The following is a 22,339-nucleotide window of genomic DNA, read 5'->3' as shown; positions in this document are numbered from 1 at the left end:
CTCTCCAGAAAGGAGGTGTTCCAGCCGCACCTTCCGGTACGGCTACCTTGTTACGACTTAGCCCCAATTACCAGTTTCGCCCTAGGCCGCTCCTTACGGTCACGGACTTTAGGCGCCCCCGGCTTTCATGGCTTGACGGGCGGTGTGTACAAGGCCCGGGAACGTATTCACCGCGCCATGGCTGATGCGCGATTACTAGCGAATCCAGCTTCGTGGGGTCGGGTTGCAGACCCCAGTCCGAACTGAGACAGGCTTTAAGGATTTGATCCATTTTGCAAGGGACCGTCTCTCTGTACCTGCCATTGTAACACGTGTGTAGCCCCGGACGTAAGGGCCGTGCTGATTTGACGTCATCCCCACCTTCCTCACACCTTACGGTGGCAGTGTCCCCAGAGTGCCCAGCTTAACCTGATGGCAACTAAGGAGAGGGGTTGCGCTCGTTATGGCACTTAAGCCGACACCTCACGGCACGAGCTGACGACAACCATGCAGCACCTTCACAGAGGCCCCGAAGGGCGTCATTGTCTCCAAATCCTTCCTCTGCAATTCAAGCCCGGGTAAGGTTCCTCGCGTATCATCGAATTAAACCACATGTTCCTCCGCTTGTGCGGGCCCCCGTCAATTCCTTTGAGTTTCACCGTTGCCGGCGTACTCCCCAGGTGGGATGCTTAATGCTTTCGCTTGGCCGCTGACCTGTTCAGACCAACAGCGGGCATCCATCGTTTACCGTGCGGACTACCAGGGTATCTAATCCTGTTCGATACCCGCACTTTCGAGCTTCAGCGTCAGTTGCGCTCCAGTGAGCTGCCTTCGCAATCGGAGTTCTTCGTGATATCTAAGCATTTCACCGCTACACCACGAATTCCGCCCACTTTGTGCGTACTCAAGGAAACCAGTTCGCGCTGCAGTTCAGACGTTGAGCGTCTACATTTCACAACACGCTTAATCTCCGGCCTACGCTCCCTTTAAACCCAATAAATCCGGATAACGCCCGGACCTTCCGTATTACCGCGGCTGCTGGCACGGAATTAGCCGGTCCTTATTCATAAGGTACATGCAAAAAGTCTCACGAGACTCACTTTATTCCCTTATAAAAGCAGTTTACAACCCATAGGGCCGTCATCCTGCACGCTACTTGGCTGGTTCAGACTCTCGTCCATTGACCAATATTCCTCACTGCTGCCTCCCGTAGGAGTTTGGACCGTGTCTCAGTTCCAATGTGGGGGACCTTCCTCTCAGAACCCCTACTGATCGTCGCCTTGGTGGGCCGTTACCCCGCCAACAAGCTAATCAGACGCATCCCCATCCATCACCGATAAATCTTTAATCTCTTTCAGATGTCTTCTAGAGACGTCATTGGGTATTAGTCTTACTTTCGCAAGGTTATCCCCAAGTGGTGGGCAGGTTGGATACGCGTTACTCACCCGTGCGCCGGTCGACGCCTATCGGAAGCAAGCTTCCAATATCGTTTCCCCTCGACTTGCATGTGTTAAGCCTGTAGCTAGCGTTCATCCTGAGCCAGGATCAAACTCTCCATTGTAAAATATCATTTTTACTTCATTTCTTCCGAAGAAGAAAGTCGGTGTTTGTTGTCTGTACTTAGGACGAATATCCTTTTTCGTTTATTGAAGCTTAGTAAACCTGACTTGTCAATTTCTTGACGGTTCGTTTCTTTTACCCAGTCAACTTTCTTATTTCTAAGAAGTTAACCGCTTCTTGTACTACTTGTCTGTTTATGTAAAATCTTTCAAAGAACTCTTTCTTTTGTTGCTAAGAGAAAGTGTATTTCTCAAAAGCGAGTGCAAAAGTACTAACTATTTTTCATTCCACCAAATCTTTTCGCAAAAAAGTTGCTTTTTCAGTTAGTTTTTAACATCTATAAAGACTTTATACAAGAGATTTTAGCTGCTTACATTATTGTATATATGCGCTTGCCTATGCACACACTTAGGCGTATACGCAAGCGTATACTATAATAATTGTTAATGATTGAACATTCGCAAGTTTGCACCACACGCTCTGAAAGGGCGTGTGAGACGAAACTTGAAGAAAAATTGCTAATGATTTCACATTAATTCACGTTTAGAAGTTTACGCTTACCCATAGCCATTAACTTTATTTCGCTGATAATATTTTAACGGATTATACATCAGGGATACCGATTAGGCTGGGATTTTAGGAGTTTCTGCAGAAAGAAATCATAAAAAAAAGAGGACTCTCTAAAAAAGATACCCATTTCGGAATCGAAAATAAACGCTTAAAATATGTAAAAACGGAGTGGATTCTTAAAATATGTTTATAAAAAAGCAAGAAACACCCTTCACCACCCTTCACCTATAACTATTTGACACATAAAACGTTAAATAAAAAGGTGAAGGGTGAAGGTTTGAAAACTCTTTTTTATATATACGCGCGGCAAGGGAAAATTAAAGGGGTACCCTAGGGTCAAAAATCGGAAAAACCCTAAAAAAGAATATAATATAAGATTTAAAATATACCCTTCACCCTTCACCTCGTTGCCACAACCCAGTTTCAATATCTTCGTCATCGGAGTACCTACATTTGTCATCTTGGTTTATCCTTCGGAGATATTCTGCTATCTTTCGGAGATATTTTCTTATCCTTCGGAGATATTTTGCTATCTTTCGGAGTTATGTTCTTATCCTTCGGAGATATTCTGCCGAATGATTCCATGATTTTTTCGCACTTTATTTCCCGAATCCACGCAAATCGCACAAATCGCATAGGTAGAAAACGGAAAAGACGTATCTTTGCATTCGAAATAAAACGAATAGCGTATGAGACTGGTAGAAGAAAGAGAAGATAAGAGATTAAGATGGCAATGGCAGATCAGTTTCAATCGCAAGGAGACTGACATGAAGTCAGACATCACCATTGTTCCTAGCGGCAACTATCATATCCAGATAAAGGGGCTGAAACAGAACGACATCATCAGAATATACGGAGCCTCAGGTGTCCTGGCGCTTCAGAAACAGGCAAAATCTGATACAGAACAGCTTCGCACACCAATAAATGGGACTGTAGCCGTAGAGGTAACACGAGGCGGAAAACAGATAGCCGTAAAGAAGATAGCCCTTAAACAAAGGAATGAATGACGTAAAATTACGGAATAAATGTTAATAAAGCGCAGAGATTATCGTTCGTTTCAATAATTGGCATTATCTTTGCGCTTATTATATTATTCAATAGACCATAAATAACAAAAGAAAATAGAATTATGACAGAAAAGGAAATGTACAATCTGATAAATAGTCAGAACAACCAGCAGAGCAATGGCTTTGCTGTTAATGAGAAAGAGCGAGGTATAAGCGGTGTTTTCTCTGCTTTGATGCGCAAAGTGTATACATGGATGACCTTAGCTCTCCTGATTACGGGTGTTACTGCCTATGGTGTGGCTAGCAGTCCTACCCTGCTGATGACCTTGATGACAAGCCGCGGCTTGCTCTTTGGCCTGATTATCGCAGAGCTCGCCCTGGTATTCATCATTACTGGTGCCCTACAGAGACTCTCCCTGACTACGGCCACCCTACTCTTCATCGTCTACTCGGTTTTGAATGGTGCCATGCTTTCATCCGTATTCGTAGTTTATACGATGACCAGTATTGCCAAGGTATTTTTTATTACAGCCGGCACATTTGGAGCAATGGCTTTCTATGGTTACACAACCAAGAAGGATTTGACCTCTTTAGGAAAAATACTCTTCATGGCGCTGATTGGTCTGATTATTGCTACCATAGTAAACATGTTCTTGAAGAGTTCGGGATTTGATTACATTTTGAGTTACGCCGGCGTAGCCATCTTCGTTGGCTTGACCGCTTGGGACAGTCAGAAAATCAAGCAGATGCTCCAGACACAATACGACATGAGCGAGGGCGCACAGAAACTGGCACTCATCGGAGCCTTGACCCTGTATCTCGATTTTATCAATCTCTTCCTCTACTTGCTCCGCATCTTCGGAAGCAGCAACAAGGAATAATGAAAACGAGAACCGGGAATAAAGTAAAAAAACAAAGAATAACATACATAACGAGAAAGGTTGGCTTGCCCTCAACGGGTTGGCCAACCTTTATTTTTTTTAATTCCTAGAAAAGGTAAATGCTAGAGTTATATTCTCTTCAAAAAGTTCTATGGTGCAAAGATAGAAAAAAATCGAGAACCATGGTTTCAAAATAGTAAAAATAAGTTTCAAATAGACAAAAAGTGTCTTTTGACATTTTTCAGTGTGCCGCTGATTTTTATAAACTACCTATACACCAACAACTTATGCATTTACTCTATATTTATTAGGAGAGCAACCAAAAGAGGCAAAAAAAATACTCTTCTAAACGTAGAAATAGAATTGAATCCCGATTTGATGGCGATTTCCGGCAAAGGATAGTTCGTTGACTTCAACAATTTCTCTGCATATTATATACGATAAGTATTCACATAATCATAAAACGTCTACCCATTCTGCCGGTTAAAATAGCGACTCAGATAAGTACGGTTCGTACCAGCAGCCAGCGCCACATCAGACAATTTCAGTTTCGGATTGAGATAGATTTAATCTTCCTCGAACAACCGCTGCACCTCAGCAGCCATCCCCGAAACATCAACTTCGTTCTGCTCTAACGGTACAATTTCAATATCGCTCAACTCTTCTATCACTGACTCATGCCTATAAACAAAATAATCTATCAGCATCCAGAGTATCAGAGAGCTTACCATATAGATATTGTCGTAATCCACTTTAATAACGAAACAGCTCAGCATCCATAAATGGCTCCCCAGACAGAAAGCACATAAAACCAGATGATATTATGGGTAAAAATATAGAACACCGGCAACAAGAGGAAAGGCAATTCCAGCATTAAAGCTTTCAGCCATCTGAACCAGCCCGGCTTCACCAGGTCCATCAACACAAAGCTGTAGAACGGAATAATCATCGTATCCAACGAAGACGTAAGATACCACGCATGCTCGTTGTCAAAACCATAAATCAGAAAGAAAACCATGTCCTTTACCAACTGCAGGTCGACCACGATCATGAGCCACATAATCATCCGAAAGAGCATCTCCTTTCCTTTTCTCCAAAACAGGAAAGCCATCATGGAGAAGAACATCATGCTCATACCATAAATAAAGCTCGTTACCGAATCCATGTCTACTTTCTATATAAATAAACAAAAAGGCACACCTATGGAAAGATATTCTAACATTCCAAAGGTGTGCCATGATATAAATTAATGCCTTATATAATAAGGTGTAGTATTAAATGAAATAACCTAATTAGTCGATTTCCTCATCGGCCTCGTAACCACCCATCTCACGGATAGCATTCTTCAGCATCGTGTACTGCTGGTAGAGATGGTTCACAGGCTCTTCACCCTTAGTATAATCGTGCATAGGTGCCTTGAGGAAGAAACTCAAGAAACGCTGGATTCCGAAACGGCCTGCACGAGCTGCAAGATCGCTCAACAATGTAAGGTCGAGCAGCAATGGAGCAGCAAGGATAGAGTCACGGCAGAGGAAGTTAATCTTAATCTGCATTGGGTAACCCATCCAGCCGAAGATATCGATATTATCCCAACCCTCCTTGTTATCGTTACGAGGTGGATAATAGTTGATACGTACCTTGTGATAGTACTGAGTATCTTCATCGTTACCATGACCATAGAGATCTGGCTGAGCTTCCGGTTTCAGGATTGTCTCAAGAGTAGAGAGTTTACTAACCTCTTTGGTATGGAAATTAGCTGGTTCATCGAGAACGAGACCATCACGATTGCCGAGAATATTGGTAGAGAACCAGCCATTCAAGCCGAGACAACGGGTACCGATTATAGGAGCGAAGCCACTCTTGACAAGAGTCTGGCCTGTCTTGAAGTCCTTACCGGCGATAGGCATTTTGGTCTTCTCTGCGAGTTCCCACATAGCAGGAATATCAACAGTTGTATTAGGAGCACCCATGATGAAAGGAGCACCCTCTGTCAAAGCAGCATAAGCGTAGCACATGGATGGAGCTACATGCTGGCGGTCGTCAGCCTTCATTGCAGCCTCAAGTGCTGCCAATGTACCATGAATCTCCATATCTACAGGAACGTAGATTTCGGTAGATGCTGCCCAGATAACAACGATACGGGCACAACCGTTCTTCTCCTTGAAGTCGCGGATATCCTGACGAAGAGCCTCTACCATCTCCCAGCGGGTCTTGCAATCCTTCACATTATCGCCATCAAGACGCTTTGCATAGTTCTTGTCGAAAGCAGCCTTCATTGGTACTACCTTCTCCAACTCCTCGCGTACAGGATTGATATCTTTCTCCTTCAATACCTCAGCATACATAGCTGCCTGATAAGCATTCTGCGGATAAACATCCCAAGTACCGAATACGATATCATTAAGGTCTGCAAGAGGAACGATGTCCTTATAGTGCAAATATTTCTTGTCTGCACCCTTGCCAACACGAATCTTGTCGTACTGAGTCATTGAACCTACTGGCTTAGCAAGTCCCTTACGAGTCATGAAAACACCGGTCATGAAGGTAGTAGCTACTGCGCCACAACCAACAACCAAGATTCCCAGCTTACCTTCTGCTGGTTTAACATTCATTTTTTCCATCTTCTAGAGGTTTATTTTATATTAAGTTGATTATAATCTAAGAATTGTGTCTGCAAAGATAACAAAAACTAATTGAACCGATGTGGTTTTCGTAGACTTTTTTTCAATAATTTACAATAATTAGCTTAAAATGGATAAAAAGGCTATTCTGCATCAAAAGCCAAGTGTAAAATATTTGTATGAAAGAAGGTAATACATGCATATTTATTCCATATTTATGCATAACAAAAGACAAAATAATGTTATTTTATGCATTTTTCTTTCATTTTATTTGGTTATTTACAAAATATATTGTAATTTTGCAGCCGTTAAACGAATAAAAATACAGCATATGAAGGCAAAGAATAGCAGATTGGAAACTTTGAAGATGCTTATATCAAGTCAGGAGTTGAGTTCGCAAGACCAACTTTTGGAGGCTCTTCACAAAGAAGGCTTTAAGATTACGCAAGCTACATTGAGCCGTGACTTAAAACTGCTCAAAGTAGCAAAGGCAGCATCTTCGAGTGGAAAATATGCGTATGTCCTGCCCAACGATACATTATATAAGAGAGTATCAAACCATATTCCAGTGAGCAAGATGATGGTGAATACCGGATTCCAATCAATCAACTTCTCCGGGAACATGGTCGTGATCAAAACACGTCCGGGATATGCAAGCAGCATTGCCTATAACATAGACAATAGTGATATTTCTCAAATTCTTGGAACCATCGCCGGTGACGACACGATCTTCCTGGTTAAAAAGAAAGGTACCACAGAAGAGGAAATCATCAATGCACTAGCAGAGGTAATTCCAGACGTTCACCATAAATATGTATAAGGTGGTTGAATTTTTATGCAAAACATGCACCTTATTATATATATAAAGAAAGAATATTAAAACAAAAACATTTTAAGATAGAAGAGAAAAAATGGAAGAAGCAGAAGTTAAAGTAATGGTGGCTGACGAAAGTCACATCAAGTACATCGACACCATTCTGACTACAATTGCAGAAGCTGCAAAGAAGCGTGGTTCTGGTATCGCCAAGCGTTCACCAGAGTATGTTGCCACCAAGATGCGCGAAGCCAAGGCGGTCATCGCACTCCAGGGCGAAAAGTTCGCAGGTTTCAGCTACATCGAAACATGGGGCAACAAGCACTATGTTACCACATCAGGTTTGATCGTTCACCCAGACTTCCGTGGTTTGGGATTGGCTAAGCGTATCAAGAACCTGACCTTTACGCTTGCCCGACAGCGATGGCCTCATGCCAAGATTTTCTCTTTGACATCCGGTTCGGCTGTCATGAAGATGAACACCCAGCTGGGTTATCTTCCTGTTACTTTCGCCGACCTGACCGATGATGAGTCATTCTGGCGTGGTTGCGAGGGTTGCATCAACGTGGATGTCCTCCATCGTACCAACCGCAAATACTGCATCTGCACCGCCATGCTCTTCGACCCAGAGGAGCATCTGCCTATCAAGCTTCCTCAGGAAGTGATTGAGAGAATCCGCAAGATTGACGGTCCTTCTGCAGAAATCTAAATCCTTATATATAATAAGGTGTTGGCAAGAATGCCATCTAAATATTATTCATCCATATTAAACATAAAATAAAATGGCAAATAAAAAAGTTGTAGTCGCTTTTAGCGGCGGTCTCGATACATCATACACAGTAATGAAGTTGACCCAGGATGGCTGGGATGTTTATGCAGCATGCGCTAACACAGGTGGTTTCTCTGCCGAGCAGTTGAAGACCAACGAGGAGAACGCATATAAGTTGGGCGCCAAGGCATACGTCACTCTCGATGTTACCCACGAATATTACGAGAAATCATTGAAATACATGATTTTCGGTAATGTGCTCCGCAACAACTGCTACCCTATTTCAGTATCTTCTGAGCGTATCTTCCAGGCTATCGCCATCGCTCGTTACGCCAAGGAGATTGGTGCTGACGCCATCGCTCACGGAAGTACAGGTGCCGGCAACGACCAGATTCGTTTCGACATGACCTTCCTGGTTATGGCTCCTGGTGTAGAGATCATCACATTGACTCGTGACAAGGCGCTTTCTCGTAAGGAGGAGGTTGATTATCTGAACGAGCACGGCTTCTTTGCAGACTTCACCAAGTTGAAGTATTCTTATAACGTAGGTATCTGGGGAACCAGTATCTGCGGCGGTGAGATTCTCGACCCAACCCAGGGTCTTCCTGAGGAGGCTTACCTGAAGCACGTTACTGCCAAGGAAGAAGAGGCTGAACTGAAGATTACCTTCGAGAAGGGTGAGATTGTGGCTGTCAACGGCGAGAAGTTTGATGATAAGATTGCTGCCATCCAGAAGATTGAGGAGATTGGTGCTTCTTACGCCATCGGTCGCGACTGCAACGTGGGTGACACCATCATCGGTATCAAGGGTCGTGTAGCTTTCGAGGCTGCGGCTCCTAAGCTCATCATCGAGGCTCACCGCCTGTTGGAGAAGAGCACATTGAGCAAGTGGCAGCAGTATTGGAAGGATCAGGTAGGCAACTGGTACGGAATGTTCCTCCACGAGAGTCAGTACCTGGAGCCAGTAATGCCGGATATCGAAGCGATGCTGACTTCTTCTCAGCGCAACGTAAACGGTACAGCTATCCTGAAACTCCGTCCATACAGTTTCCAGACTGTTGGTGTCGATTCACCAGACGATTTGACCAAGTCTAAGCTCGGTGAGTATGGTGAGATGCAGCACGGTTGGACAGCCGAGGATGCAAAGGGCTTCATCAAGGTAAGCTCTACCCCACTCCGTGTTTATTATGGTATGCACCCTAATGAGGAAAGATAATATGGTAAAAGTAGGTATTTTAGGAGCAGCTGGTTATACAGGAGGTGAGTTGATTCGCCTCCTTATCAACCATCCAGAGGCAGAGATTGTATTCGCCAACAGCGAGAGTAACGCCGGCAACCTGGTGGCTGAGGTTCACGAGGGATTGTATGGCGAGACCGACTTGAAGTTTACCGCCGAGATGCCTTTCGACCAGGTAGATGTTATCTTCTTCTGCTTCGGTCATGGCAAGAGCGAGGCGTTCCTAAAGGAGCACAATGTTCCGGAGAACGTGAAGATTATCGACTTGGCACAGGACTTCCGTCTGGCCCCAGAGACTGTGGTTGCCACCCAGCAGCCAACCCCAGCCGCTCACGATTTTGTATATGGTCTTCCAGAAATAAATGAATCAAAAATAGCCGTAGCTCAGCACGTGGCAAACCCAGGTTGTTTTGCAACCTGCATTCAACTTGGTTTGTTGCCTGCTGCTAAGATGGGCCTCATCAACAGCGATGTATCTGTCAACGCCATTACAGGCAGCACCGGCGCAGGTCAGAAGCCAGGCGCCACTACCCATTTCTCATGGCGCAACAACAACATGAGCATCTACAAGGCATTCAACCATCAGCACGTACCAGAGATTCGTGAGAGTCTGAAGCAGACACAGGGTTATCTCGATGCAGCCATCGACTTCATCCCTTACCGTGGCGACTTCGCCCGCGGTATCTTCGCTACAGAAGTGGTAAAGACCGACAAGCCTATCGAGGAAATCGTGGCAGGTTACAAGGAGTTCTACAAGGATGCCAAGTTTACTCACTATGTGGATAAGGCAATCGACCTGAAGCAGGTGGTGAATACCAACAAGTGCCTGGTTCATGTGGATAAGTATGGCGATAAGCTCCTGATTACTTCCTGCATCGACAATCTTCTGAAGGGTGCCGTAGGTCAGGCTGTTCAGAACATGAACATCATGTTTGGTCTCGACCAGACAGCAGGTTTGAAACTCAAGCCATCAGCATTTTAGATAAAAGAATTCGGAAGAACGGATGAAAAATCATTCGTTCTTCTATCATAAAAAATAGTTTGTAATAAGATAACTCTATGAGTTGTCTTTCTTAAAACATAGATTTAACATGAAACTTTACGACGTATATCCTCTTTTCGATATTAATATTGTAAAAGGTAAGGGCTGCAAGGTATGGGACGACAAGGGTCAAGAATACCTCGACCTCTATGGCGGTCATGCCGTTATCAGCATCGGTCATTGCCATCCTCATTATGTGGAGATGCTCACCAACCAGTTGAACAATCTGGGTTTCTATTCCAACTCTGTCATCAACAAGTTGCAGGTGAAACTCGCAGAGCGTCTGGGCAAGATAAGCGGTTATGAAGATTATCAGTTCTTCCTCATCAACTCAGGTGCCGAGGCAAATGAGAATGCCTTGAAGCTGGCTTCTTTCACCAACGGAAGAACCCGCGTGCTTTCTATAGAGAAGGCTTTCCACGGCAGAACATCCCTTGCCGTAGAGGTAACAAATAATCCAAAGATCATCGCTCCTATCAATGATAATGGTCACGTAACCTATCTTCCTATCAACGATTTGGAGGCTTGGGAGAAGGAACTTGCCAAGGGCGATGTATGTGCTTGTATCATCGAAGCTATTCAGGGCGTAGGTGGTTGCAACATGGTAACTCCTGAGTTTGCTCAGGGCTTGCAGGCAGCCTGCAAGAAATACGGCACCTTCCTGATTTGCGATGAAATCCAGTGTGGTTATGGCAGAAGCGGTAAGTTCTTTGCACACCAGTGGTTGGGCATCAAGCCAGATCTCATCACCGTAGCCAAGGGTATCGGTAATGGTTTCCCTATGGGTGGCGTATTGATTTCTCCAGAGTTTACTCCTGTATATGGTCAGTTGGGTACAACCTTTGGTGGCAACCACCTGGCATGTACTGCCGCTCTCGCCGTTCTCGATGTATTTGAGAAGGAGAACCTGGTACAGAATGCGCATGAAGTTGGTGAATATCTCATCGCCCAGCTGAAGGAGTTGCAGAAGCGCAACAGCCACATCACAGAGGTTCGTGGCCGTGGTTTAATGGTAGGCGCCGTACTCGACATTCCTCACAAGGAAGTTCGCAGCAAGCTCATCCACGAGCAGCACTGCTTCACCGGTTGCGCCGGCACCAACATCCTCCGTATCCTCCCTCCATTGGTATTGACCAAGGAGAATGTGGATGACTTCATCGAAAGATTGGAAACTGTATTGAAGGAAGTATAAACCCATTGAGATAAGAATATAAAGAAAACTCAACCCATAAAAGAAATAGGAATCACTCCTATCGTGAGCAGCAAGCCCTTTGCGGTTTGCTGCTTTTTTGTTCCCCTTATAGGAAATCATCTTAAATGTCTCTACTTTCGAATAAAAGTAATAAAAGATATTTATAGTCGATTCAGCTCTGCATTACCGACACCAGTTCCCTTGTACTTGCTACGTGTGGTATTGAACTTATAGCGAAGGGTGAGTTGCAGGTCTCTAGTACCTCGCTTAGATACTTGCAAGAGTTCCATCTTTTGGTTATAGAGCAAGTCGGCATCCCAACATTTATAAAGCAGGTCGTTGCCTTTTATTTCCAAGGTAAGGGCATCCTTTAGGAATGACTTACTGATGCTGACATCCAGTACATGCTGCTCTTTGGCAAGATATACGTTCATCGTGTTACCCTTGCTCTGATAGCGATAATCCACGTTAAGGGTGATGCCGCATGGCAAGGAGAAGGCATTGTTGAAGTTGCCCATGAAGATAGGACGGTTCAAGCGATAAGATGCCACATCAGTATGGAGGGTGAACCAGGGCTTCTGCATGCCCAAGTTGATTTGTGGCGCCCAAATGCCTATCTTTGGAGCGGCACTGATGTAGGCGGTCATGCTCTTGAGACTCTTCACGTTCTTACGACTTATCATGGTAATAGCTTCGTCCTCAGGAATTTGCTCTGCCCAATAGATGATGGCATTGCGAGAGTCCTTGTAGTTGACCATAAACTGGATGAACTTCCATACACCCGATAATTCCACTCTGTGATTGGTTTCGTTGTCGAGATAAGGATTACCAGTCTGGCGAGTAAATCGATTCATATAAGATACATTGTTGCTCAGTTGACTATATGAAGGACGAGAGGTCTTTACCGAATAGCTCAACTGTGCCATTACCTTGCCTATCTTCGCACCATAGCTGATGGTAGGAAAGAGGTTGCGGAAGGAGCGACTCTGCTCGGGCTGATAGATGCCTGCATCATAATACTTGAATCTTACATACTCGTATCGCAATCCTGCCGTGATGTTTCCTATCGGGGTGAGGTGCGCATATTGGATGAATGGACTTGCCGTCTGCTCCTCCAACTTGCTATAAGAGTTGGCGAGGAGGTCGGTGCGATTCACTTCGTAGTCATCGTTGCGACGGGTATGGATATACTCAGCTCCATAGGAGAGATTACCTCCTAAGAGAGGAGAGGTAATTACGAGTTTGGTGGCTACCATCTTATTGCTCACACGATTCTTGGAGTTGATGTTACGAGAATCGTGCTCCTGGCTCTGTTCATCGCTATAGGCATAAGCCCTGTTTGTACTGAAATAGAGGTCGGTATTCAGGTCAATAGTGGTCTTGCCCCAAATGCCGTTGTAGTAGGCATTCAATTGATGGCTAGGGTTGTTCTTGTCGACCGTCAGACCATCGGTTTTGATATAGTCGTAAAACTTACCGTCGGCAGTTACCTGACTATCGAAAAAATCTTTTGAGCGAGAATAGCCTGGCGAGGTCAAGGTGTATCTCGCACCAATGGAATGATTGGCATTGAAATCATAGCTAAAACCACTGATAAGACGATGCGATTCTATACGACCTGTTACTTCGTTGTTGTTATGCTGTTGCCAAAGCGTATCTACATGTACAGTCTGTTCGTAGGAGGCCTTTTGCATCCATGTTGCATCAGAGAACTTATAAGTGGCAAAGAGATTCAGTCCATTATGACGATAGTTCATGTTAACCTGTTGGATGGTATTGTCATGCTTATTGTACCAATACACAGAGCGAGTATCAAAGCCGAAGCCTTCGCCTTTCTTCTTGATGGTTTTGATTTTGATTACCGCATTTACCGAAGCATCGTAGGTGGCTCCAGGATTCTGGATGACTTCCACACTCTTGATGTCGGAAGATTTGATGTTATCCAACTCACTGATGTCTTGCATCTTCCTGCCGTTGATATATATAATAGGTGTACCCTTGCCGACCACCTCATATCCATCTTTCTTCTTCACGATACTCGGAACATGCTTCAATACATCTTCTGCCGTACCCATCTTGCCAAGCACAGTTCCTGCCACATTGGTCAGCAGTCCTTCGTGGGTCTTCTTATATTGAGGAAGATGAGCTTTCACCACCACTTCGCCAAGTTCTTTGGAGAACTTATCAAATAGGGTCGTGTCGGAAATCTGTTCGCCGTTGATGTTCTGTGCCATCATCTGTGTTATGGCAATGCCACAGAAGGATGCTACTAACGCAAGTCTTTTCATTTTTTTACTATTCTTTATGTTGTTACTATTCTTATTTGTTGCAAAATAGCAAGGCAACGGCTATGCCAAAAACATAAACGACTGATTATCAGAATATATAGAAAGAAAGTCCATAAAAGGACCTGTCTAAATACTTGACACGGCTGTCTAGTTATTAGACAGAAAACCCATCAAAAAGGTTACGATGCTACACCATCTCCTTAATATATTCATGGTATTATTATTGTATTCTAGCAGCAAAAGACAGAAAAACGATGAGATAGCAAAATATATCACATTTTTATGAGGGACTTTTTAGAAGATTAACACACTTTTATGAGGGACTTTTCGAGTTATCCATACACTTTTATGAGGGACTTCCTACTTTTTCTGTCTTTTGCTGTATCTTTTTGTATTTCAATTGGCTCTATTTCCAACTGATCAAAAATTATTTTATCTGAATTGCAAATTTCATTCTTGAATTTAGAGATATTTTTATTAGAAGCATTATTCAAATATACGACAATTCTATTTTGAATAGGTCTGATACCAACAGCAACCCACCCAATTTCGTCTCGCAATGCAGCTTTCTTAGCAAAAGATACTTGCAATTTAGCGTTTAATTCTTTTAATTCTTGAAGAGAATAAGTACAAGATACAAATGTCACATTTAAATCTGTGCCTAGTCTTTTCTTTATATCTTCTATTCCTTTTGGACTTCCATTTTTGACCATGACAATAAGTTTATTTGCCTTGACATATGAGCCTCCAAAATATTCTGGTGTTATTATGTCATCAGATGTTGTGTTGTTTTCCCTTACTGCAACATTTGCATAAGAATCATATAACTTTTCATTAAGTTGTTCTATGTTGCTTGCATAAGAAGGACTACACTTATTACTATTCTCTGCACAAGAAGAGATAAATCCTAAAAGGATTAAAGAGAAGATTGTAAAGTATAAATTCTTACTATTCATAGTTGATAAAATTTAATAATACTAAAGCATGGGTTAGTTCCACCCATCGAGTCGGACTCATCGTAAAAGCATTCGAGCCCGCTTCTTTCAGGGGGGCGAATTCGACCCCTTTAAAATTAGGGTTGTTCAACTGCTCTCAAAGTCCTAAGTACTCCAAGGTGTTTTTGGAACGCAACCAATTCTTTACCACATCTTTGGGCTCAACGGGATTCTTCTGCCTTGCTATATCGGTAATGCAGATGTAATCAACACCATCCTTGGTTAGCGTCTTTATCGTTTGGTTTCTTACTATAATCTTTGCCATAAGATATTTGTTTTTGCATTCATTTTTAGATTTTTGCGTTGTCGGTTTCCCGATTGCGAATGCGAATATACGAAAAATATCGCTAAAATGAGAACAAAAGAATAAAAAACGGATGAAATTTCGAAATAAGACTTGGTTTTTAACGGTTGTTATAGCATTGGCGCACGTTTATTGTAGTATTAAGATTGCAAAGACTATAAATATCCGCTTCAAGGGAAACGAGTAGCGTATAATGACAAGACCTCGCAGAAGGCCCTTGGATTGATTCACAACTATCGCATGGGACTGGGTTATGCCATTGCTGATAACCACCAGCTATCCCTGGCATATACAGGAAAATGGGATAGCAGCCATCTTCATCATGAAACGATGGGAACAAACACATCCCAGCAACAGGGCAATGAGCATATTTACCTGCACAATGTAGATGCCAGCTACAACCTGCCCTTTGGACTACAAATAGGCATATCCTATCTCAACTACCAAAACCCCAGCCAGCAATATCTGGAAGGAACAATGCTTGACGAAGAGCGTATTCTATACACAAACAGCAAGCAGGTAATAGACAAATGGCTTTTCACCGCCGATCAATCCCACTCTTAATGCATCGTGGAAAGCCAATCCTGGCAACAAACTCAACTTATCCTTCAGTTCCAGCTCACAGTTTCCTAGCTATTGGTCAACTATGAGCAGCATTTACTATGCCTCTACCTATATGGAGATATGGGGAAATCCTCATCTCAAGCCTTACTCTACATACGAGACCAACCTGATGTGGACAATCAAAAGTCGCCATACATTGATGGCATTTGCAGAGTTCCAACCCAACTATTCTGTGCAGTTGCCTTATCAGACTACCGACCACCTGGCAGTCATAATGAAGGAGACCAATTTCGACTATAACCATACTATAGGCATTAGAGCATCGACGACTTTCGGTATAGGCAATTGGATGAATGGAAGTGTTTCGGCAACAGGAATCTACAGACATGACAAGAGTAACGATTTCTTTGACTTGCCCTTCAATCGCAAACATATCTCTGCCATTCTTGCCGGAAATCTATCCGCCCAGCTTAGCCGAAGCCATCACATCCATTTCATACTTAACCCATTCTATCAGTCGAAAGCCATTCAAGGACTCTATGACATCAAATCAGTCTTTCTCTTGATTGCTATGTTGAGATGGGCTTCCGATAATGATAAATGGAGCATTGTGGTTAAAGGCAGCAACATCTTCAACGAGGGATTCTCTACAAAATCAGTACAAGGCAATCAAGACTACCACATGAACATCAAGCAAGATTGGGCATCTGCCTCCATCTCCATCATCTATAAGATAGGCAAGTACAAGGAGAAGAGAACCAAGGACGTGGATACTTCCAGAATGGGAGTAAACTAGCGAATTTCTTAAAAAATCGTCAGTAAACAAGCATACTTTCTTAAAAAATCGTCTATAAACTGCTCTTTTTTCTGATAAAATTACGCTAAAATCAGCCGAATAGCTAAAAATGAACTATTTATGAGTTTTTCACCTCAACAGAGGTAATGATTTAGCAACAGTTCTAAATTCTGCAATCTGCATACGTTTGCTGCCTAACAACTCTTTTCGGCTGCAAAAATACAAAAAAAATAATGAATCTAAGAATTTTATTAAACAAAAAATATCAAACAGAGTAATATGTTGCAAAAAGCACGGTCTTACTAGTAGTCTGTAAAGTCTAAAAGTTGAGTAAAACGTCGTTCGTCACATACTGATGATTGATGAAATATCACACGTGCCTTACTAAACTTTTAGACTTTACAATCTACTAGTTGTTTATTTTGCGAAATACGTATTTACAACATTTGTTGTTGTATTTTGCAATTTTAGCAACTTGTCGGTAAATTCTAAAACTTTAAACTTAACAGGGAAAGTTTTTGTACCCTTTCCTTCTGATGGAAAAATAACATAAAATGTTTCTACGTTTTCCTGCTGTATTAAGTATGGCTTCTCTATAGTATGAGTCTGTCCATTAAAGGAGAAACTAGTTGTGTATGTCGTATCTTTGAATATAAGATTCGAAGTATAAGACTTTCCTTTTGGCAATTGCAACTCCCATTTTTTACCTTTTAAGCTGTCGATTTTAAATGATTGTGCATGAACTAATTGCCCATTTAGGAACAATAGAGAAATAAAAAAATATTTAAAAATTAACTTCATATTTATTTAATTACTTTATACCTGTTAATACTATATTATAATCTTGTAAAAAATACCCAGCATTAACTGAGTACATACAAGCAAGCTCAGGGTCCATATAAATAGCAGCACCCGTATTGGAGTTATATCCTACACATAACACATTATGGGCAGAGCTTTCTATTTGGCTATTTACATCAGTCATGACGGGATGCTTGGCATCTATTGCAGACTTATAATTTGTAAATGTTTGAGTTTTAAAGAAATGTGTTACAAAAGGCTCGATATAATCCAAAGAAACACCATCAATCAAAGGATTTGAATTATATGTTTGTGTATAATATAGAATATACGCTCCCTCATTTACTGTTCCACCAAAAACTTTATTGTTTGCATACTCCATAATTGATGTTACGCAGGCATTAGGTATTTGCTTTGCCATTGTTGTTGGCAAACTACTTTTGACAAAGACATCACCTTTTTGTTTTGAATATTTTGTCGGGTTATAAATTATTTGAGTGGAAATCTGTTCTTTCGACACATTGTCTGGCTCGATTAAATCAGTCCCTTCACATGCGACCAAAAAAGTCACAGGAATAAAAAATAACAAATGTTTTATCTTCATATACATTTTCCTTTCCAAATGGTTTCGTCATTCAATTCTTGCACTTGTAGCAACCATTTTTAAACCTACAAGATTCTATATTTTTTTGCAAATTTACAAAAAAAATATTTTAAGTGTTGAAAAATTAAAATTATTTATCCTTTTTAACAATATATCTTTGTTTGCCTAGAAATATCTTTTTAAATTTTGACGCTACAAAGATAGCGTGATTTTTCTGACATATCCAAATCCTGAGCAACTTTTTGTTGCTCAGGTCTTTAGATTTTTTCTTCTTTATTTATCTTCGGATTTAAGGTTCTTCTATCTTTTGAGATATTCCATTGCTCCTTGAACCATTCAACAATAGGCTGTCTATTGATACACAGAAACAATTGGTTCGGTTTGGTAGAATCAGAGAACACCTTGATTTCTGCATTCTCCACATTGAACTTTCTTCTGTGCTTCTCGGAATAGAGTGAACCGCTAAAGTTGAGTGCCTTTCCAGCAAGGAGCACACTAATTTGTTCAGCCGTGAAGCCTATCCTCTTGCACAAACTTTCTATTTGCAAGTATGCCTCCAACATCGGGAACCAACGCTTGGCTTTGCGGATGATGTTGTTGAGCATCGTTACCTCCGTGGAGTGCTTGCTTTTCAAATCTACGACCTCTGCTTGGTGTTTCTGTTGCATCTCGCCGAGTTGTTGGGTGTGGCTGTCCTCCATTCGCTGTATTTTCTCATGGAGTTCGTCAATGTATTGCTCTCGGTTTGTCACAAGCTCGCACAACTTTCGGTTGTGTTGCTCCACCTCCTTCAATTTTCCACTACCTAAAAGAGAACCAATCTTCGACACAAAGGCTGTCTTGGCTTCCATCTTAGCAGCCTGTAGCTTCTCCGTGCTGATTTCACTCTTGGTTTGTTGTAGAAGTCGCTCTGCTTCCTCCACATCGGATTGCAGCAGTTTCATGCAGTTTTGAAGTCTCTCCGTCTCTCGCTTGATGTTACGGTAATACTGTGCCGTGGAGGTATGCCTCGCATCCGACCCACGGACACCTCGCTTCAAGCCATACTTGCCCATGGCTTCAGCATAGCTGTCGTGATAGCCAACCATCTTGTCACGGTTGAGCACATCATCGGCACACAACCTCACGACATTGGCTTTCTTGCGGTATGTCCGCTTGCCCTCTTCCGTTGTCTTGTTCTTCGCCTTTCTCCGTTCGCCAGTCACTATCGGAACGATGGAGGCGTGGAGATGTGGCGTGTGCTCGTCCATGTGGAGAACCACCGACACGACATTCTCCTTGCCGAACGTGTCCTGCAACCACTTCAAGCTGTCGTTGCACCAATCGTCAAGCTGATCATTGGCTGCGATGTTCATCATGTCCTCGTGCGTTCCAGACAGCACGGTTCTAATCACCCTCACCTGGTCATTGGTTATCTTGCGCTTGATGCCTGCCGTCTTGATGCGGTGGGCGATGGCTTCGTCACGACCATACACACCGCTCGGCATCTTGACAAGCTCACGGTTGAGGTGAGTTCTCGTAGGGTCAGCGTTGTCGGGTATCACCTTGCGCTCTATGTGGTCTGACTCCCTTGCGTCAGAGCTGCCCTTTGCCTTCTTGAAATCCAAACTGAAATGTCCCATAATAAACTTGTTTTTGAGTTGTACAAATCCGCTTGCCGCATTGCGTCCTGCGCATGGCTCACGGGGTTTCAAAAGGGGATGCCCCTTTGCTCAAATGGGTGTTTTTAGCGGTGGCGTGCCACTGCGTCAAGAAAACGCCCTATTGAGCTATGGCTTTTCCGTTCAGAATAGCCATTGGAGCAGGAACCGCCTACATACCTAAGGCTGCGCCTTTCTTCCGAGGTGGAGCAGTCCGCTTAACAGGCTGTACTTGGTGTACCGACTGTTTGGATTTCACTCCGCACAGATAGTCGTTCAAGTCGTTGTACTCGCTGTACAAGTGGGATGCATCCCTCACACGGTAGCTGAGGGCGTTCTCGATGGCAAGCGTTGCCTTCCGCCCTGCCTCGTCGTTGTCGAGCAGACAACTGATGCGCTCGTAGCCGTGGAGTGCGTCAACAGCCTTGTCCACATTGCTTGTGGAGTTGAGTATCACGTAGTCCTGCGCTTCCAATGACGGACAAGACGGAAACTTCTCCATGCGCAACGAGAGAAAGGAAAGATAGTCCATCATGCCCTCGAAAACATAGCAAGAGTATCTTGGCTCGCCTTGCTGTCGGATATGTGTGATGTCCTTGGGGGACATGCAACCCTTGAAGAATCGGTTACGAACCTCGTAACCGCCCGACTTGTTCTTGAAGCCGATGGCGAAGTAGTTCTTGCCATTATGCGAGAAGTGGAGTTCCACACATTCCTTTCGGGCTATGCACAGGTCAATATTCCGCTCGCTCAGATAGCGCAGGAGTGCAGGGTGGTTGAGCTCCCTAACCTCCAATCTCTCAAAACTCGGCTCGGAAGCTTGCTGAGGGAAAGAAAAGTCGGTCGGGCGTACATGGGGCGCTTGCTTCTCCATCTTGTCCAAGAGATATGGCAAGTTGTCTGATGCGTAAAGGTATGACGCAAGGGTGATGATGTTGCCGCCCTTGCCCATTCCGAAGTCGAACCAACTGTTCATCGTGGTGTTCACCTTAAAAGATGCCTCGCTTTCGTTTCTCAGCGGTGACTTGTACCAAAGGTTTGCACCCTGCTGCTTGACAGGGCGGTGTCCCAAACTTTGCAGATAGTCTGCAATCTTGATTTGCTTTGCTTCTTGAATGTTCATGTCTTACTGTGGATTAAGTGGTGTATATATTTCTGATGAATTGTTGAAAATAGTATGTATTGATATGATAACCAAAGGCTTATCTTCTCAACAAACTCTCAACAAATGGTTCTTTTCAACAAAATCACTGGGCAAAAGAGAAAGACAGGCATTAGCTGTCATGTTTTCTCTTTTCAACAGTCTCTTTCTTTTGTTGAGAGATTTGTTGAGAAAATGTTGAGCCTTAAATACTTGATATTCAACACTTTTTTCATCATATTCAACAATTCAACAAAATTATATGCTATTTAGCTTGTCCCTCGTTACAGTGTAGAACCTGCCCACACGTTTTGTTGGCGAGTAGTGACCGCTGTTGTTGTAGGTGTACTCGTATGAGGTGTAGGTGAGGGCGTTCTCTGAAGGTTGCAGCTTCCAATTGTCCTGCACTATCTTTCGCACAAGGTGCTTCTCCGCTTTCACGTGGTTGCATTGCAACAAGGCGATTGCGTCATTGAGGCAGAACTGCAAGCTGTCGGTCTGGGTGTTCTCCATGACCTCAAGGAACAGCTCCGACATTTCCACCTCAAGCCTGTTACGGTTGCAGCGTATGATTCTCCTCAGAGCATCGGTCGCTATCTGTTCGGGGGCGAACCACATTCGGCTCTTGTGCTCTGTGGATAGCGTTCTGCCTTGCAGATGGAACAGAAAAGCGGGTATCTCCGCCTTCAGTTTCTCCAAGAAGTCGGTATCGTCAGATTGCAACGATGAAATCTTCCTCACCCAATATCGGGTCTCGCCCTCGTCAATGATGACAGGGAGTGATTCGTTGTTGGAGCACAGCACGAACTTGGCAAAGAAGGAAATCTCGTTCCTGTCCTTGCCCTTGGCTTCCACCTTGTACGAGAGGGTGGTGCTGAGGTTCTTCAACCGCTCGGAATCCTCCCTGCGACTGAGCAACACCTCGTCCACGACAATCAGCAGCTTGCCAGCCCAATCGGAATTGAACTGACTGCGGAAGTCCTCGTTGGTGTTGAATGTCACGTTGTCTTGGAACAACGCTTTCAGAAAGTTCAAGAACGTGGTCTTGCCTGTGTTCCTCTCCTCTGATACGAGCAGCAGAATGGGCAACTTTTGCACAGGTTTGAGATAGAGTAGTTGCAGGTAGTCCATGCCAAGCTCGTATTGCTCACCAAAGATGTGACTTACCAACTTCTTGATGTTCGGAAAGTCCCCTTGCATTGGCTTGTGACTTATCGGCTCGTATAGATTGAGGAAACCATCTATCACCGTGCGATGGTTCACATGTTCTGGAACGGTACAGAAGCCGTCATACTTGTGAACGTACTTGATGAACTCCTTGCCGTAGTCCTGACGCAAGGTTTCCATGTTCCAAGGAATGCGCTTTCTTACCTTTCCACCACTGATGTTAGGTTGGTCAACCACCTTGTACAAGGTAGTGCCAACACGGATGAACACCTCGTTTGTCGGAGGTGCAGCCTGTGGCTGTTTGCTTCCCACAGCCACAGGCTGATTGTTGTCGTTTGTCTTGCTCATAATCTAACCTTTGTGAGTT

Annotated in this window: 20 protein-coding genes and 1 rRNA gene; 9 read left to right on the top strand and 12 right to left on the bottom strand. The window is 43.5% G+C overall.

Features of this window, described 5'->3' with window-relative positions; translation table 11 throughout:
- Positions 1 to 8 precede the first annotated feature (8 nt).
- Positions 9 to 1,540: ribosomal RNA gene (locus ONT19_RS13735) — 16S ribosomal RNA — on the bottom strand.
- Positions 1,541 to 2,798: 1,258 nt separating this feature from the next.
- Here ONT19_RS13735 and ONT19_RS13730 point away from each other — a divergent pair.
- A complete protein-coding gene (locus ONT19_RS13730; RefSeq protein WP_264953113.1) occupies positions 2,799 to 3,116 on the top strand; it encodes a hypothetical protein in 318 nt (105 codons plus the stop codon).
- 122 nt (positions 3,117 to 3,238) lie between these two features.
- Positions 3,239 to 3,997: a Bax inhibitor-1/YccA family protein gene (locus ONT19_RS13725; RefSeq protein WP_264953112.1), complete on the top strand. Its 759-nt coding sequence runs from the start codon at positions 3,239 to 3,241 to the stop codon at positions 3,995 to 3,997.
- 566 nt (positions 3,998 to 4,563) lie between these two features.
- Here ONT19_RS13725 and ONT19_RS13720 read toward each other — a convergent pair.
- The 3 genes from ONT19_RS13720 to ONT19_RS13710 form a co-directional block, all read right to left on the bottom strand.
- Entirely contained in the window at positions 4,564 to 4,749 is a 186-nt protein-coding gene (locus ONT19_RS13720) for a hypothetical protein (protein WP_147347520.1), read from the bottom strand.
- A gap of 17 nt (positions 4,750 to 4,766) precedes the next feature.
- Positions 4,767 to 5,162 (bottom strand): hypothetical protein, encoded by a 396-nt coding sequence (locus tag ONT19_RS13715; protein WP_153137780.1) that lies wholly within the window; start codon positions 5,160 to 5,162, stop codon positions 4,767 to 4,769.
- A gap of 127 nt (positions 5,163 to 5,289) precedes the next feature.
- Positions 5,290 to 6,618, bottom strand: coding sequence for an inositol-3-phosphate synthase (locus tag ONT19_RS13710; RefSeq protein ID WP_118081929.1), 1,329 nt, complete (start codon positions 6,616 to 6,618; stop codon positions 5,290 to 5,292).
- Between the two features lie 331 nt (positions 6,619 to 6,949).
- On the opposite strand from ONT19_RS13710, the gene argR reads away from it, so the two are divergent.
- From argR to ONT19_RS13685, 5 genes are all read left to right on the top strand, one after another.
- A complete protein-coding gene (argR, locus tag ONT19_RS13705; protein ID WP_006847530.1) occupies positions 6,950 to 7,438 on the top strand; it encodes an arginine repressor in 489 nt (162 codons plus the stop codon).
- A gap of 91 nt (positions 7,439 to 7,529) precedes the next feature.
- Positions 7,530 to 8,141, top strand: coding sequence for a GNAT family N-acetyltransferase (locus tag ONT19_RS13700; RefSeq protein WP_117587359.1), 612 nt, complete (start codon positions 7,530 to 7,532; stop codon positions 8,139 to 8,141).
- Positions 8,142 to 8,214: 73 nt separating this feature from the next.
- Positions 8,215 to 9,417 (top strand): argininosuccinate synthase, encoded by a 1,203-nt coding sequence (locus tag ONT19_RS13695; protein ID WP_118254421.1) that lies wholly within the window; start codon positions 8,215 to 8,217, stop codon positions 9,415 to 9,417.
- 1 nt (position 9,418) lies between these two features.
- A complete protein-coding gene (gene argC, locus ONT19_RS13690; protein ID WP_117662207.1) occupies positions 9,419 to 10,420 on the top strand; it encodes an N-acetyl-gamma-glutamyl-phosphate reductase in 1,002 nt (333 codons plus the stop codon).
- Positions 10,421 to 10,529: 109 nt separating this feature from the next.
- Positions 10,530 to 11,672 carry an aminotransferase class III-fold pyridoxal phosphate-dependent enzyme gene (locus ONT19_RS13685; protein WP_153137781.1) on the top strand — a complete coding sequence of 381 codons (1,143 nt, stop codon included), beginning with the start codon at positions 10,530 to 10,532 and terminating at the stop codon, positions 11,670 to 11,672.
- 161 nt (positions 11,673 to 11,833) lie between these two features.
- Here the strand turns inward: ONT19_RS13685 and ONT19_RS13680 are convergent, their stop codons facing one another.
- The 3 genes from ONT19_RS13680 to ONT19_RS13670 form a co-directional block, all read right to left on the bottom strand.
- Positions 11,834 to 13,960: an outer membrane beta-barrel family protein gene (locus ONT19_RS13680; RefSeq protein WP_215651284.1), complete on the bottom strand. Its 2,127-nt coding sequence runs from the start codon at positions 13,958 to 13,960 to the stop codon at positions 11,834 to 11,836.
- Between the two features lie 332 nt (positions 13,961 to 14,292).
- On the bottom strand, positions 14,293 to 14,916 hold the full coding sequence (locus ONT19_RS13675) for a hypothetical protein (RefSeq protein WP_264953111.1): 624 nt from the start codon (positions 14,914 to 14,916) through the stop codon (positions 14,293 to 14,295).
- Positions 14,917 to 15,052: 136 nt separating this feature from the next.
- Positions 15,053 to 15,220: a KilA-N domain-containing protein gene (locus ONT19_RS13670; protein WP_228113722.1), complete on the bottom strand. Its 168-nt coding sequence runs from the start codon at positions 15,218 to 15,220 to the stop codon at positions 15,053 to 15,055.
- Positions 15,221 to 15,481: 261 nt separating this feature from the next.
- Between ONT19_RS13670 and ONT19_RS13665 the strand changes: the two genes are divergently transcribed.
- Together ONT19_RS13665 and ONT19_RS13660 are read left to right on the top strand one after the other, a co-directional pair.
- A complete protein-coding gene (locus ONT19_RS13665) occupies positions 15,482 to 15,823 on the top strand; it encodes a hypothetical protein (RefSeq protein WP_151200580.1) in 342 nt (113 codons plus the stop codon).
- Positions 15,807 to 16,619: an outer membrane beta-barrel family protein gene (locus ONT19_RS13660; protein WP_264953414.1), complete on the top strand. Its 813-nt coding sequence runs from the start codon at positions 15,807 to 15,809 to the stop codon at positions 16,617 to 16,619. The genes ONT19_RS13665 and ONT19_RS13660 overlap by 17 nt, the downstream gene beginning before the upstream one ends.
- A gap of 417 nt (positions 16,620 to 17,036) precedes the next feature.
- Here the strand turns inward: ONT19_RS13660 and ONT19_RS13655 are convergent, their stop codons facing one another.
- The 5 genes from ONT19_RS13655 to ONT19_RS13635 form a co-directional block, all read right to left on the bottom strand.
- Positions 17,037 to 17,420 carry a hypothetical protein gene (locus ONT19_RS13655; protein ID WP_106812876.1) on the bottom strand — a complete coding sequence of 128 codons (384 nt, stop codon included), beginning with the start codon at positions 17,418 to 17,420 and terminating at the stop codon, positions 17,037 to 17,039.
- A 10-nt stretch (positions 17,421 to 17,430) separates the two neighbouring features.
- Positions 17,431 to 18,024: a C39 family peptidase gene (locus ONT19_RS13650; RefSeq protein ID WP_022328649.1), complete on the bottom strand. Its 594-nt coding sequence runs from the start codon at positions 18,022 to 18,024 to the stop codon at positions 17,431 to 17,433.
- Positions 18,025 to 18,281: 257 nt separating this feature from the next.
- Complete coding sequence (gene mobV, locus ONT19_RS13645; protein WP_254970822.1) at positions 18,282 to 19,646, bottom strand: MobV family relaxase; 1,365 nt, start codon at positions 19,644 to 19,646, stop codon at positions 18,282 to 18,284.
- Between the two features lie 190 nt (positions 19,647 to 19,836).
- A complete protein-coding gene (locus ONT19_RS13640) occupies positions 19,837 to 20,787 on the bottom strand; it encodes a toprim domain-containing protein (RefSeq protein WP_254970823.1) in 951 nt (316 codons plus the stop codon).
- A 276-nt stretch (positions 20,788 to 21,063) separates the two neighbouring features.
- Positions 21,064 to 22,320 (bottom strand): primase-helicase family protein, encoded by a 1,257-nt coding sequence (locus ONT19_RS13635; RefSeq protein WP_228114161.1) that lies wholly within the window; start codon positions 22,318 to 22,320, stop codon positions 21,064 to 21,066.
- Between the last annotated feature and the right edge of the window lie 19 nt (positions 22,321 to 22,339).

It is taken from the genome of Segatella copri, assembly GCF_026015625.1.
Lineage (GTDB): Bacteria > Bacteroidota > Bacteroidia > Bacteroidales > Bacteroidaceae > Prevotella > Prevotella copri_H.
Note: the sequence above shows the minus strand (reverse complement) of the source record. Positions and strands in the feature narration are given on the sequence as shown.

Excerpts from the sequence above, each read along its gene's own strand:
- ONT19_RS13730 (WP_264953113.1), top strand. The coding sequence starts at position 2,799 with ATGAGACTGGTAGAAGAAAGAGAAGATAAGAGATTAAGATGGCAATGG.
- ONT19_RS13725 (WP_264953112.1), top strand. The coding sequence starts at position 3,239 with ATGACAGAAAAGGAAATGTACAATCTGATAAATAGTCAGAACAACCAG.
- ONT19_RS13715 (WP_153137780.1), bottom strand. The coding sequence starts at position 5,162 with ATGGATTCGGTAACGAGCTTTATTTATGGTATGAGCATGATGTTCTTC.
- ONT19_RS13710 (WP_118081929.1), bottom strand. The coding sequence starts at position 6,618 with ATGGAAAAAATGAATGTTAAACCAGCAGAAGGTAAGCTGGGAATCTTG.
- argR (WP_006847530.1), top strand. The coding sequence starts at position 6,950 with ATGAAGGCAAAGAATAGCAGATTGGAAACTTTGAAGATGCTTATATCA.
- ONT19_RS13700 (WP_117587359.1), top strand. The coding sequence starts at position 7,530 with ATGGAAGAAGCAGAAGTTAAAGTAATGGTGGCTGACGAAAGTCACATC.
- ONT19_RS13695 (WP_118254421.1), top strand. The coding sequence starts at position 8,215 with ATGGCAAATAAAAAAGTTGTAGTCGCTTTTAGCGGCGGTCTCGATACA.
- argC (WP_117662207.1), top strand. The coding sequence starts at position 9,419 with ATGGTAAAAGTAGGTATTTTAGGAGCAGCTGGTTATACAGGAGGTGAG.
- ONT19_RS13685 (WP_153137781.1), top strand. The coding sequence starts at position 10,530 with ATGAAACTTTACGACGTATATCCTCTTTTCGATATTAATATTGTAAAA.
- ONT19_RS13680 (WP_215651284.1), bottom strand. The coding sequence starts at position 13,960 with ATGAAAAGACTTGCGTTAGTAGCATCCTTCTGTGGCATTGCCATAACA.
- ONT19_RS13675 (WP_264953111.1), bottom strand. The coding sequence starts at position 14,916 with ATGAATAGTAAGAATTTATACTTTACAATCTTCTCTTTAATCCTTTTA.
- ONT19_RS13670 (WP_228113722.1), bottom strand. The coding sequence starts at position 15,220 with ATGGCAAAGATTATAGTAAGAAACCAAACGATAAAGACGCTAACCAAG.
- ONT19_RS13655 (WP_106812876.1), bottom strand. The coding sequence starts at position 17,420 with ATGAAGTTAATTTTTAAATATTTTTTTATTTCTCTATTGTTCCTAAAT.
- ONT19_RS13650 (WP_022328649.1), bottom strand. The coding sequence starts at position 18,024 with ATGAAGATAAAACATTTGTTATTTTTTATTCCTGTGACTTTTTTGGTC.
- mobV (WP_254970822.1), bottom strand. The coding sequence starts at position 19,646 with ATGGGACATTTCAGTTTGGATTTCAAGAAGGCAAAGGGCAGCTCTGAC.
- ONT19_RS13640 (WP_254970823.1), bottom strand. The coding sequence starts at position 20,787 with ATGAACATTCAAGAAGCAAAGCAAATCAAGATTGCAGACTATCTGCAA.
- ONT19_RS13635 (WP_228114161.1), bottom strand. The coding sequence starts at position 22,320 with ATGAGCAAGACAAACGACAACAATCAGCCTGTGGCTGTGGGAAGCAAA.